8 protein-coding genes are annotated in these 12,677 nt (G+C 65.8%); 3 read left to right on the top strand and 5 right to left on the bottom strand.

The window, feature by feature from the left end:
- Positions 1–18: 18 nt before the first annotated feature.
- Positions 19–873 carry an aldo/keto reductase gene (locus tag DYQ94_RS00395; RefSeq protein WP_024939477.1) on the top strand — a complete coding sequence of 285 codons (855 nt, stop codon included), beginning with the start codon at positions 19–21 and terminating at the stop codon, positions 871–873.
- Between the two features lie 205 nt (positions 874–1,078).
- Positions 1,079–3,187 (top strand): catalase, encoded by a 2,109-nt coding sequence (locus DYQ94_RS00390; protein WP_160955129.1) that lies wholly within the window; start codon positions 1,079–1,081, stop codon positions 3,185–3,187.
- A gap of 828 nt (positions 3,188–4,015) precedes the next feature.
- Here DYQ94_RS00390 and DYQ94_RS00385 read toward each other — a convergent pair.
- Positions 4,016–4,741, bottom strand: a complete 726-nt coding sequence (locus DYQ94_RS00385; RefSeq protein ID WP_024939479.1) for an AraC family transcriptional regulator — start codon at positions 4,739–4,741, stop codon at positions 4,016–4,018.
- A gap of 145 nt (positions 4,742–4,886) precedes the next feature.
- Positions 4,887–5,357 carry a hypothetical protein gene (locus DYQ94_RS00380; RefSeq protein ID WP_065031898.1) on the bottom strand — a complete coding sequence of 157 codons (471 nt, stop codon included), beginning with the start codon at positions 5,355–5,357 and terminating at the stop codon, positions 4,887–4,889.
- Positions 5,358–5,681: 324 nt separating this feature from the next.
- On the opposite strand from DYQ94_RS00380, the gene DYQ94_RS00375 reads away from it, so the two are divergent.
- On the top strand, positions 5,682–6,086 hold the full coding sequence (locus DYQ94_RS00375) for a hypothetical protein (protein WP_202397570.1): 405 nt from the start codon (positions 5,682–5,684) through the stop codon (positions 6,084–6,086).
- Positions 6,087–6,187: 101 nt separating this feature from the next.
- On the opposite strand, the gene DYQ94_RS00370 is transcribed toward DYQ94_RS00375, so the two are convergent.
- The 3 genes from DYQ94_RS00370 to DYQ94_RS00360 all read right to left on the bottom strand — a co-directional run bounded on the left by DYQ94_RS00370 (position 6,188) and on the right by DYQ94_RS00360 (position 12,435).
- Complete coding sequence (locus DYQ94_RS00370) at positions 6,188–8,308, bottom strand: alpha/beta hydrolase family protein (RefSeq protein ID WP_126967022.1); 2,121 nt, start codon at positions 8,306–8,308, stop codon at positions 6,188–6,190.
- Between the two features lie 172 nt (positions 8,309–8,480).
- The gene (locus tag DYQ94_RS00365; protein ID WP_160955128.1) at positions 8,481–9,767 is read right to left on the bottom strand and encodes a carbohydrate porin; all 1,287 of its coding nucleotides are present in this window, start codon (positions 9,765–9,767) and stop codon (positions 8,481–8,483) included.
- A 241-nt stretch (positions 9,768–10,008) separates the two neighbouring features.
- Positions 10,009–12,435 (bottom strand): glucose/quinate/shikimate family membrane-bound PQQ-dependent dehydrogenase, encoded by a 2,427-nt coding sequence (locus DYQ94_RS00360; protein ID WP_241235279.1) that lies wholly within the window; start codon positions 12,433–12,435, stop codon positions 10,009–10,011.
- Positions 12,436–12,677 lie beyond the last annotated feature (242 nt).

Below are 12,677 nucleotides of genomic sequence, written 5' to 3'. Positions count from 1 at the left end.
CATCATCAGGAGCCACCCATGTCCGTTTCCACCTCATCTCCCTGCCCCACGGTGCGCCTGCGCAACGGACGCAGCGTGCCGGCACTCGGGCTCGGCTCGTGGAACCTGGGCCAGGGACGACACCCGCCGCAGCAGGAGATCGATGCGCTGCAGACAGGCCAGCAATTGGGCATGCGCCTGATCGACACCGCCGAGATGTATGGCAATGGACGGTCGGAGCAACTGATCGGCCAGGCCATGGACAGCGCGCAGCGGCCTTATCTGGTATCGAAGGTCCTGCCGAGCAATGCCAGCGCGCGCGGCATCGCGCGTGCCTGCGAGGCCAGCCTGCAGCGGCTTGGCGTGCGCACGCTGGATCTGTATCTGCTGCACTGGCGCGGCGGCAGCGAGCTGCGCGAGGTGGTCGATGCCTTCGAGGCCTTGCGCGATGCCGGCAAGATCCGCGACTGGGGCGTATCGAATTTCGATGTGGAGGACATGCAGGAGCTGTGGGAGATCGAGGGCGGGCAGCATTGCCTGGTCAATCAGGTGCTGTATCACGCCGGTAGCCGCGGCATCGAGTTCGATCTGCTGCCGTGGTGCGCACAGCACGAGGTGACGGTAATGGCGTATTCGCCGCTAGGCAGCCGCGCATTGCTGGATCACCCGGTACTGCACGCGATCGGCGAGCGACGCGGCGTGGCCGCAACTGCGGTAGCGCTGGCATGGGCGATCCGCAGCGGCCAGGTCATTGCCATTCCCGAATCGGGAACGCCCGCGCATGTGCGCGCGAATGCAGCTGCGTGCACGCTGCACCTGGACGCGCAGGACCTTGCCGAACTGGACCGTGCGTTCCCGCCACCGACGCGCAAGCAGCCGCTGGATCTGCTGTAGTCGGCATGTAACGGTCGCGTTCGCTGCATGCGCTTGCAGACGTGCGTCGGCACATTGCGTGACCGACGCATCGGACGGCTGCGATCCAGCGCAAGCTTTTGGTTGCATGTGAGTATTCGTTCGCATGCAGACACATGCACTTAACAGCGCCCCTCCCAGGCTCAGTGGATCAGCCCGCATTTCAAGCCCGCCAGAGTGGAGTCCCATGCCCAAGTCCCCCAGCAAGTCCGCGCAACTTCCGTCCACCGCTGCTGTCAGCGCAACTCCCGAAACGTTGCGCGGCACGGGCGATGAATTGCATCAGAAGGCCGGCGGCACGCATCCGCAGCTGACCACCAACCAGGGCATTCCGGTTGGCGACAACCAGAACTCGCTGCGCGCCACGCCGCGCGGGCCGACGTTGCTGGAAGACTTCATCCTGCGCGAGAAGATCACCCACTTCGATCACGAGCGCATCCCCGAGCGCATCGTGCACGCACGCGGTAGCGCGGCGCATGGCTATTTCGAGCTGACCAAGTCGTTGAGCCAGTACACCACTGCCAAGATCTTCACCGAAGTCGGCGAAAAGACGCCGCTGTTCACGCGTTTTTCCACCGTTGCCGGTGGTGCCGGCTCGGTGGACACGCCGCGCGACGTGCGCGGGTTTGCGGTGAAGTTCTACACCAAGGAAGGCAACTGGGATCTGGTGGGCAACAATATCCCGGTGTTCTTCATCCAGGATTCGATGAAGTTCCCGGACCTGATCCACGCGGTGAAAATGGAGCCGGACCGCGGTTTCCCGCAGGCTGCCAGTGCGCACGACACTTTCTGGGACTTCATCTCGCTGAGCCCCGAGTCGATGCACATGATCATGTGGGCGATGAGCGATCGCACCATTCCGCGCTCGCTGCGCATGATCGAAGGCTTCGGCATCCACAGCTTCCGTTTCCTCAATGAAAAGGGCGACAGCACCTTCGTCAAGTTCCATTGGCGCCCCAAGCTCGGCCTGCAGTCCACGATCTGGGACGAGGCAGTGAAGATCGCCGGCGCCGATCAGGACTTCCATCGTCGCGATCTGTTCGAATCGATCCAGAGCGGCGACTTCCCCGAGTGGGAGCTGGGCGTGCAGCTGTTCACCGAGGCGGAAGCCGATGCATTCCCGTTCGATCACCTGGATTCGACCAAGGTCATTCCGGAAGAACTGGTGCCGCTGCAGATCGTCGGCCGCATGGTGCTGGACCGCTGGCCGGACAACTTCTTCGCAGAGACCGAGCAGGTCGCGTACTGCCCGGCCAACATCGTGCCCGGCATCGACTTCAGCAACGATCCGCTGCTGCAGGGCCGCCTGTTCTCGTATCTGGACACGCAGCTGAGCCGCCTGGGTGGACCGAACTTCCACCAGATCCCGGTCAACGCGCCCAAGTGCCCGTTCGCCAACAACCAGCGCGACGGCCATATGCAGATGGGCGTCCCCAAGGGCCGTGTCGCCTACGAACCCAGCTCGTTGCAGGCCGATGCACCGCGTGAGGCGCTGCGTGGATTCCCCAGCCATGCGACACCGGCCGAAGACGGCGCCAAGGGCCGCGTACGCGCAGCAAGTTTTGCCGATCACTACAGCCAGGCACGCATGTTCTTCCGCAGCCAGACCGCACCGGAACAGGCGCATATGGCATCGGCGCTGGTGTTCGAGTTGTCCAAGGTGGAGACCGCGCACGTGCGTGAAGCCATCGTCGGTCACCTGCGTCACATCGACCCGACGCTGGCACAGCGTGTGGCCGATGGCATGGGCATGACCACGTTGCCGCCGGCGCCGCCGGCTGCGGTCGCACCGACCGACATGCCGCTGTCGCCTGCCTTGCAGCTGATCGGCAAGATGAAGGACACCTTGCAGGGCCGCACGGTCGGCATCCTGATTCACGATGGCTCCGATGCAGCGACGATCAAGGAGGTGCGCAAGGCCGCCGAAGCCGCCGGTGCTACGGTCAAGATCGTTGCGCCGAAACTGGGCGGCGCCAAGCTCAGCGACGGCAAGCAACTGGCTGCAGATGGTCAATTGGCCGGCACACCCTCGGTGGTGTTCGATGCAGTGGCAGTGGTGTTGTCGTCGGAAGCTGCCAAGGCGCTGACACGCGAATCGGCGGCGCTGGATTTTGTCAGCAATGCGTGGGCGCATCTGAAGGCAATCGCCTTCGACGATGGCGCGCAGCTGCTGCTGAAGGCCGGCAATGTCGGTAAGGACGCGGGTGTGATCGCGGCGGCAGATACCAAGGCATTCATCACTGCCGCCAAGACCCGCCAGTGGGCACGCGAACCAAAGGTGCGCATGTTGGCGTAACCGCATCCGCATAGGCTGCACAGGCTTGGGCGCGAACGACTCCACGTCGTTCGCGCCCAAGTCGTTGATGCGGATAGCAACTCATCTTCAGCAGTAGATCAACGCGTCCTGTGCAACGGCCGGCCTTCAGCCATTCTTTTGGCCGCGTCTACTAAACGATGCTGCGACTTGGAATCCTGGCTGTCTTTATGTCGTTGCTCGGTCGTGTCTTTGGGGTGTCGGTGCGCGCGACCAGGTCGGCAGTAGAGCGGCGGGCTGCGGTTTGGCTGCGAGGCCCTTGCCCGCCCACCCTCGCGGGACACGCCGCAAGTACGTCCGTGTAGGCTCTTACGCGGCATCCATGCCGCGTAAGGTCCCGCGACGGTGGGCGGGCAAGGACCCGTCGAGAGGGTCGGTGTGCACGGTTGCAAGCAAGAGCATGCGGTGCGCTGGGCGGATTGCTCTGGGCGCGACCAGCTCTTAACGACTCTCCGTTGCAAGCGGGGTAGCCGACAGGCTTTCAACACGTGACCTACCAACTTCTCTTCTGCCCAGGCTGAGCAACAAGCTTTCAGGAAAACAGCCGACCAACTATCTGGTGCGGTGCCCTCGCCGCTTGCGGGACCGTGTGGCGGCATGGATGCCGCCACCGAGCCTCCATGGACGGATTCACGGCGTGTCCCGCAAGCGGTGAGGGCGCCGCACACTCGACGAACCAGGCTTTCGACTGCATCTACCAAACGAAACTGCAACCCGGAATCTCGATGGATTCACGCAGTTCCCCGCAAGCATTACAGAGGAGCCGTGCTCGGCTAATTCAGCAGCTGAGCAGTCGTCTTGTCGGATGCGCTAAGCCGGTTCGGCAGGAAACTGCGCCGCGTTCGCCAGCGCGCGATACTCGCGTGGCGTCATGCCGACCGCCAGCTTGAACTGCCGTGCGAAGGCGCTCTGATCGCTGAAACCGCAGGCATGCCCGATTTCGGTGAGGCTCTTGTTTCCGTGCAGCAGATGCATCGCCATCTGCAGGCGTAGCTTGGCCAGCACCTGTTGCGGGGTGAGTTGAAACACCTTGCGGAACGAGCGTTGCAGCTTGGACATCGAAAACCCGGTGATCTCCACCAGCGCCTGCATGCGCACGTTCTGCGCGTAGTTGGCGTTGAGGTACGCCAGCGCGAGCCGCAGTTTTTCGTACTGCGATTCGTGCCCGTCCTGCGGCCCCAGATCGCGCGAGATGCCGATGATGCCCTGCACCTTGCCGTCGACCAGCAGCGGACGTTTGCAGGTCAGGCACCAGCCCGGTTCGCGGTTGGCGAACAGATGCAGTTCCAGCAGGTTGTCGATCACTTCCCCGGCCAGCACCTGCTCGTCCTGATTGGCGTAGTTTGCACCCAGCCCGCTGGGATAGACCTCGGCAACGCGCTTGCCGATCAATTCCTTGCGCGATTTCAGGCCCAGGCGCCGCAGCATGGTCTGGTTGACGTGGGTATAGCGGCCCTCGCGGTCCTTGACGAAGAACAGCACGTCCGGCACCGCATCGAACAACGCTTCCAGATCGGCAGGATCGATGCTCTTCATGGAGGTCATGCGGGACTGGACTCGGGATCAGGAAAGACGCAGCTGGCGCTGACGCGCGCCACCAATGCAGGCCGCAGCGCATGCAGCGCATGCAGCGCATGCAGCGCCATGATACGCCGCGCGCCTAAGACGCCGGCGCACCGCGTCAGCGCGGGTTGTCGGCCACCTTGGACGCGGCCGGCGCAGCCTTGCTGTCCACCGCCGCTGCGGTGGGGTTGCCGATGCGATCCAGCGGCACCTGCTGCGCGCGCCAGCCACTGACCACCGCCGCGCCGGACTGCGAGCCAACCTGCACCTGCAGGCGTGCACTGCCGCCGGGTGCGATGAACTCGACGGCGCAATCGCCGGCGGCCATGCAGCTGTCGGCGGCGAGCGGATCCACCAGCTGCCAGCCCTGCTCCATCACCGCCTGCGCAAACGCGCGGTAGCCCATGCCGGGCTTCAGCGTGGCCGGCAGCGGCACGCCCGGATCGCTGGCCACCGCATCGGTGCCAACCGCGGCAGTCGCAGCCACGGGCGCACGCGCGGGCACGGCGGCGGGCCGCGATGCGGCATTCAGGGCAGGACTACAGACGAGGGCGAGCGCCCACAATGAGGGGCGGAACAAGGTGCGCATGCAAACGGTCCTTGCGATCCTGGCAGGGAGTTGAGGAAGTTAAAGAATCGCTATTTTGACATGGCTTGCGTGCACTGCGGCACTGCTGGCTCATGCTGGCATTCAGCCAGATGCGGCGATCCAGGCCCTCTCCACGCTCCGCAAGCGGACTCATCCACGCGTGGACGCTGCCGGCACGCAACGCCGTACCTGCGAACATCGTCTGACGGGCGAAGCGCGATTGCGCAGACCTCGGGTCGAACGCCGGACCAACCCCGGCATGCCGGCAGAGTCGCCATCTCCGCAAGCGCGTTGCATCATTGCGGTTTGATCGTGGAGTACCCGATGCCTGACACCACCTCCCCCGTCTATGCGGTCGGCCAGCTCTGGCGCTGCCGCGGGCGCACCGCAACCGAGGCCCCGCTGCTGCTGATCAACCAGATCGATGTGCACCCCCACGGCGGCCAGATCCTGCACGTGAGCATCAGCGACATCCAGGTGCGTCACGCAGGATTGCCCGCTGGGATCCTGGACGCGCTGCCGCACATCCCGGTGATCGCGCAGACCCTGGAGCGCAGCGCTGCCGAACACGTCGGCACTGCCGCGCCCAATCAGGATTACCTGCCGGGTTATGCAGAATGGAAGGCCGCCTTCGATGCCGGCAATGCCGGCTCGTTCGGCATCGCGGTGGCGGAGATCCTGCAGATCGTCGAAGGCCAGTTGGCCAAACGCGATCAGCTGCCGAACTGAGCAAACCGAACAACCCTGCGACCCGCATCAAAGGCCGAGGTCTCACGCGTCATCGCCGCACCAACCGGCACGCCGCTCCAGGCGGCGTGCCGGTCGCGACCTCACTGGCCGATATGCTGCTTCAGCCAGCTGTTGACGGTGTCGTGCCACAGCACGCTGTTGTCCGGCTTGAGTACCCAGTGATTCTCGTCCGGGAAGTACAGGAACTTGGAATCGATACCCTTGCGCTGCAGCGCGGTGAACGCGGCCAGGCCCTGCTCGACCGGGATGCGGAAATCCTGCTGGCCGTGGATGACCAGCATCGGCACCTTCCACTTGTCCACGTGCAGCACCGGGTTGAACTTCTCGTAGCCGGCCGGGTTCTGCCACGGCGTGCCGCCGTTTTCCCATTCGCTGAACCACAGTTCCTCGGTGGCGTAGCCCATGGTGCGGTTGTCGAACACGCCGTCGTGGTCGACCAGGCACTTCCACGGCTGATTCCAGTTGCCGGCCATCCAATAGACCATGTAGCCGCCATAGCTGGCACCCAGCGCGCAGGCCTTGTCGCCATTGAGGAAGCCGTACTGCTTCTGCGCGGCGGTCCAGCCCTTCTGCAGGTCTTCCAGCGGGCGGTCGCCCCAATGCTGGCTGATCGCATCAGTGAATTCCTGGCCGTAGCCGGTGGAGCCGTGGAAGTCGATCATCACCACCGCATAGCCCTGGCCGGCGTAGGTCTGCGGATTCCAGCGGTTGCTCCAGCCGTTGCCGAAGCTGCCCTGCGGCCCGCCGTGGATCAGGAATGCCACCGGGTAGGTCTTGCCTTCCTGGTAGTTGTACGGCTTGACCACATAGCCGTGCACGGTGTCGTTGTTCCAGCCCTTGAACTGGAACTGCTCGTAATCGCCGAACTGCACCTCCGGCAGCAACTCGCCGGCGCTCTGGGTGATCGCACGCAGACCCTGGCCCTGCACGTCGCTCACAAAGACCTGGTCGCCGCTCTTGAGCGAGTTGCGGGTGAACGCCAGCGTGTTGCCGGCCAGGGTCGGCGCATGCACGCTGCCCTCGCCCACCAGCTTGGTCGCCTGGCCGCTGGCGATGTCGATCTTGAACAACGGATGCTCGCCGAGGTCATCGGCGCTGGTGTAGAGGCTGGCGCCATCGGCGCTCAAGACGATCTCGCCGGCCGAGCGGTCCCACTTGGGGGCGATCTCGCGGCTCTTGCCGCTGGCCACGTCCATCGCCATCAGGCCGAAGCGGTCGGCTTCGAAACCGGGGCGTTTCATCGCGCGGTAGTACAGCGTCTTGCCGTCGCTGCTGAACACCGGGCCGGCATCCCAGGCCGGGTTGGACGCGGTCAGATTGACCGGCGCGGCCTTGTCGGCCGCATCCAGGCGGTACAGGTCGAAGTTGGTCTGCCACGGCTCGTCGTTGCCGGTGGGCTTGGCGCCGGCGCTTGCCTTCTTGCCGGTTTCCGGTCCATGCGGCTGCGGCACGCGCACGCTGGCCACCACACTGCCGCCGTCGGGCGACCAGGCGTAATCGTCGTTGCCGCCGAACGGCTTGGAGGGCGCATCGCCGGCCAGCGTGGCGCTGATCGCCGAGGCACCGGCCACGGCCTTGCCGCCGGCAGCCGGCAGGTCGGCGACGAACAAGGTGTTGCGTCGGCCATCGTTCCAGGTATCCCAATGCCGCACGAACAACTGGTCATAGACCACGCCGCTGGCCTTGGCGCTCTTGAGGTTGGCGAGCTTGCTCTTGGTGCAACCCAGGTCCGAGCCGCAGTCCTGGAACACGCCGGCACTGAAGGCGATGCGCTTGCCGTCGGGCGAGAGCTTGTAGCTGTCCACATCCACCGCAAAGGCGGTCAACTGCTGCGGCGCGCCGCCGGCCAGCGGCTGCGCGTACAGCTGCTGTGTACCGGATTTACTGCTGAGGAAGTACACCGTCTTGCCGTCCGGCGACAGCGCCGGGCTGTTGACGTTCCAGCCGTCGGGAGTGAGCCGCCTGGGCGGCGCGGCATCGCGGGTACGCAGATTGCGCGTCCACAGGCCGGTGGCCGGCTTGCCGTTGCTGCTCTTGGCCTGCCGCTTGGCGAACACCAGCACGCTGCCGTCGGGGCTGAGCGTGGGCGAAGACACCCGGTCCAGCGCGACCATGTCGCGCACATCGAATCCGCGCGCAGCGGCAAGACTTGGCAAGGCGGCCAACAGACACAGGGGCAGCACGGCGTAACGAAGCTTCATCGAGAGTTCCTGCAACGGCAAAACGTCGATGGTAGGCGTTGCTGCGCCGCACGCGCAAAGGCACAAGGTCATGCACCCGCAGGCGCCGCACGTGGCCGCCCTGCAAGGCGCCGAATGCGCACAGCGCGCAGTGCGCCGTGCGGCAACGGCGCGCCACGCTGTGGGCACGCACTCAGAACGTGAGTTTGGCCTGCAGCCCGACCACCACTGCGTTGCGCGTGTGGGTATAGGCGTAGGTCCCGGGGTTGACGATGTATTGCAGGTCCGGGCGCAACATCAGCCACGGCGTGATCTGCGCGCTGTAGGCGAGCTCGTAGAGCTCTTCGGCAGCGCTCAGCCCGACCAGTGGCGAATCGGCCGCCACGCCGGCATCGATCAGTTCTGCGCGGCGTGCATCGAGCAGCCGATGATTGATCCTGCCGGCCACATAGCCGAGTGCGATGCGGTCCCGCGTGCGTGTGCCGATGCCCTGGTACACCCCGCCGACCGAATACCACCGTGTCATCAGCGCACTGTCGTGGTCGCTGGCCATGTACTGGGCGAATCCGGTCAGGCCGATGACGGGGTCCGCTCCCTTGGTGAACAGTTTCTGTTCGACCAGCAGATAGGCGCCGTCGCGGCCGGTGCTGCGGCTGGTATCCAGCCCACGCCTGGGTACCGACGAGGAATCGTAGTAGCCGCCGAACTTGTACACGCCCGGGTAGCGTGCGGTGGCCGGCTTCCAGGTAAATTCGAGCGGGAAGATCGCACCGGTGGTGCCGCTGGCGAACGGCTCGAACGCGTAGGTGTCGCGGGCACCGAAGCCCAGATTCGGGTTGACCTGAAACCAGCCGGCATGCAGGTTGAGCTGCGGGGTCAGCTGCTGCGCGCCTTCGATGCCCCAGCGCGCGGCCGGATAGTTGTACCAGCCGCTATTGGCCGAAAACGCTAGCGGATGCGCGCAGAACGCGGCATTGACGAAGTTCACCAGCAACGTGTGCGAAGCGAACTGGTTGCCCATCGCATAGAAGCCCAGTTTCAGATACGTCCTGCCCTGGTTGAAGCTGCGGTCGTAGCTGAACTCGCTCAGGCGGGTGTACTGGCCTCCGTACACTTCCTGGATGGGGAAGCGATTGCCGACCAGGTCGGCGGAGGTGCTGCGGCCGCGGCGGTCGTTGATGGTGACGTGCAGGCTGCCACCACCCCAGCCGGCGAGCTTGGCCATGTCCAGATCCACGCCCACCCGCAGTTGCTGTGCATAGCGCGCGCTGGTGTTTTCGTAGCCGCCGTCCACCACGCCAAACGTCTCGGACACGTAGTCGCCGCGGACGCTCACGCCTTGCTCGGCCCAGGCGGACCGGCGCCCACCCCAGTCGCCGGTCAGCGTGGTATCGCCCGCGGCGACTGCGGTGGCCGGCAGTGCCAGCAACAAGGCGTAGCCCAGCGCACTGCGGCGCGGGAGGAAAGACAGACGATGCATCGTGGTTCTCTGATCGGGGCAGCGTGCACGGCCATCGGTGGCGATGCATGGCGGTGTGCCAAAGCGCCGCTGCGGTAACGGGAGCGTTGGCCGGGATGTGCGAGACACCCGGCCGTCGGGTTGCAGCCAACAGCGGCTGACGCGAGTGCGCAGCGGTCAGCCGGGCACGCGCGAGGTTTGTCGGCCGCTCCGTGACCACGCCGACGCAGCTGGCGACGTGGTCACGGGGGTGGGGGCGGTGTCAGTGCGCGTCAGGCAAGCTGTAGGCGATCACGTCATCGCCCCGATCGGGCGACTGCCGCGCACCACCGGCACTGATCACCACGTACTGCTTGCCGGTCTTGTGCGAGACGTAGGTCATCGGCCCGCCCTGACTGCCGACCGGCAAGCGGCCCTTCCAGAGTTCCTTGCCGGTGGCACTGTCGAACGCGCGCAGGTAGTAGTCCTGGGTGCCGGCGATGAACACGAGCCCGCCCTGGGTGGACAGGGTGCCGCCCAGCGTGGGCATGCCGATCGGGATCGGCAGATGCATCTTGATGCCGAACGGGCCGGTGTCCTGCACCGTCCCCACCGGCACCTGCCAGGCGATGCTGCGCGTCTTGAGGTCGATCGCGCTGAGCGTGCCGTAAGGCGGCGCCTGGCACGGAATGCCCAGCGCCGACAGGAAGCGGTTCTTGTTGACCGCATACGGCGTGCCCTTCAGCGGCACGGCGCCCATGCCGGTATTGACGGCCTCGCCACCACCGGCCGCCTCGGCCTTGCGGGTGTCGGCAGGAATCATCTGCACCCACAAGCCGAGGCGCATGTCGTTGGCGAAGATGACGTCATGCACCGGGTCGGTCGACAGGCCTCCCCAGTTCATGCCGCCCAGCGAGCCGGGGAAACTCAGCGAGACATCGGTGCCCGGCGCGGTGTACAGGCCTTCATAACGCATCTGCTTGAACGCGATGCGGCACAGCATCTGGTCGATCGCAGTGGCGCCCCACATGTCCGATTCGGTCAGGTGCTTGGTGCCGATCTGCGGCATGCCGACCGACAGCGGCTGGGTCGGTGCATACTGCTCGTGTGCAATATCCGAGCCTTTCACCGGTACTTCCCTGACCTCGGTCAGCGGTTGGCCGGTGGCGCGGTCGAGCACGTAGATCTGCCCGGCCTTGGTGCCGATGACCACCGCCGGGGTGTGGCTGCCGTCCGGGTTGGGGAAGTCGATCAGGCTGGGCTGCATCGGCAGGTCGAAGTCCCACAGATCGTTGTGCACGGTCTGGTAGACCCACTTCTCCGCACCGGTGGTGGCATCCAGCGCCAGCACCGAGGCGCCGTACCGGTGATCGAGCGCGGTGCGCTCGGCGCCGTACAGATCGGTCGACGGCCCGCCCAGCGGCAGGAACACGGTATTCATCGCCGCGTCGTAGGACATCGGTGCCCATACGTTCGGCGTGCTGCGCACATAGCTGCTGCCGGCGGCCGGCGCCTGGCGGTCGTGCGGATTGCCCGGGTCGAAGGCCCAGCGCTGCGCGCCGGTGACCACATCGAAGCCGCGCACCACGCCACCAGGCATGTCGGTCTGCACGTTGTCGGCCACGCGTCCGCCCACCACCACGGTGGTGCCGGCCACCAGTGGCGGCGAGGTCAGCTGGTAGAACGGATCCGGCGCAGCGCCCAGGCCGGCCTTGAGATCGACCTGACCGTTGCTGCCGAAGCCCTGGCAGAACGCACCGGTGTCCGCATCCACCGCGATCAGGCGACCATCGATGGTGTTGGTGAACAGGCGGCGACGGCAGTTGGCGTCCTGCGCCACCGTCACTGCGGCGATCGGCGAGGGATTGGCCGCGCTCGGCGTCGGCAACGCCGCGTCTGCGTCGAAGTAGCCCAGGCCACGGCAGCGCTGCCAGACCGACGAGGTCGCATTGATCTCGCGCCGCCACAGCTGCTTGCCGGTGCTGGCGTCGAGCGCAATCAGATTGTTGTGCGGTGTGCACAGGAACACCTTCTCGCCCACCTGCAGCGGGGTCAGCTGATCCTCGGCACCGTTGCCGTCGCTGTTGGCGATCTCGCCGGTGTGGTAGGTCCAGGCGACCTGCAGCTGGTCGACGTTGCTGCGGTTGATCTGGTCCAGCGCAGCGAAGCGGCTGCCGCCATCGGTATTGCCGTAGGCGGACCAGTTTTGTTGCACGCTTCCAGGCGGCACCGCCGTCATGCCCGGCCCCGCGTTACCTGCCACCGGCGGATGCGGCACGAACATGCCGCCGATCCCGGCCACTACCGCCAGCGCCAGCACCGTCGCCACGCCATAGGCCGTACGCCCGGTCGGCAACGCCCGGCTGCGCCGCAGCGCTGGCCAGGCCAGTGCCACCAGCACGGCGAACGCCGCAGGCAGCATCAGCCGCGAGACCAGCGGCCAGAACTCCAGCCCCGCATCCCACAGCGCCCACACCAGCGTCAGCGCGAAGGCGACGCCGTACACCAGCGCACCGGCCGGCCGACGCAGCACGATCAAGACACCGGCCAAAGCGGTCGCCAGGCCCATCAGCAGGAAGTACCAGCTGCCGCCCAGGCTGGCCAACCTCGCGCCACCCAGCAGAAAGATCAGCCCCACCAGCGCGACCAGCATGCCCAGCACCAGCAGCAATGCCCGGCCCGGGACCGGCAACTTCGATTTCGTTTCCACGTTGCAACACCTCGATCAGGAGATTCCGCCCTGCATTGCGCCCGGCATTCCGATCTGGATGCTGCAAGGTGCCCGCACGGCGGCCAGTAGAGGCAGCATCACTGCCCACTTTCTGTCACTCCCCTCCCCGGCCCGCGTACCTCTGGCGAGACCGGCACCGGCATGCCCGGCAGACTGACGACATAGTGTCGCACCGCACCGGGCAGTTATTACATATCTGAAGCGGTTTCCTGCGGAACACT

It is taken from the genome of Xanthomonas sp. LMG 8993 (assembly GCF_009835065.2).
GTDB lineage: Bacteria > Pseudomonadota > Gammaproteobacteria > Xanthomonadales > Xanthomonadaceae > Xanthomonas > Xanthomonas arboricola.
The sequence above is the reverse complement of the archived record's forward strand: the minus strand, read 5'-3'. Positions and strand labels throughout refer to the sequence as shown.

What these genes read in the sequence shown, in the direction of transcription:
- DYQ94_RS00390 (WP_160955129.1), top strand. Translation starts at nt 1,079, where the DNA reads ATGCCCAAGTCCCCCAGCAAGTCCGCGCAACTTCCGTCCACCGCTGCT.
- DYQ94_RS00395 (WP_024939477.1), top strand. Translation starts at nt 19, where the DNA reads ATGTCCGTTTCCACCTCATCTCCCTGCCCCACGGTGCGCCTGCGCAAC.
- DYQ94_RS00370 (WP_126967022.1), bottom strand. Translation starts at nt 8,308, where the DNA reads ATGAAGCTTCGTTACGCCGTGCTGCCCCTGTGTCTGTTGGCCGCCTTG.
- DYQ94_RS00385 (WP_024939479.1), bottom strand. Translation starts at nt 4,741, where the DNA reads ATGAAGAGCATCGATCCTGCCGATCTGGAAGCGTTGTTCGATGCGGTG.
- DYQ94_RS00365 (WP_160955128.1), bottom strand. Translation starts at nt 9,767, where the DNA reads ATGCATCGTCTGTCTTTCCTCCCGCGCCGCAGTGCGCTGGGCTACGCC.
- DYQ94_RS00375 (WP_202397570.1), top strand. Translation starts at nt 5,682, where the DNA reads ATGCCTGACACCACCTCCCCCGTCTATGCGGTCGGCCAGCTCTGGCGC.
- DYQ94_RS00380 (WP_065031898.1), bottom strand. Translation starts at nt 5,357, where the DNA reads ATGCGCACCTTGTTCCGCCCCTCATTGTGGGCGCTCGCCCTCGTCTGT.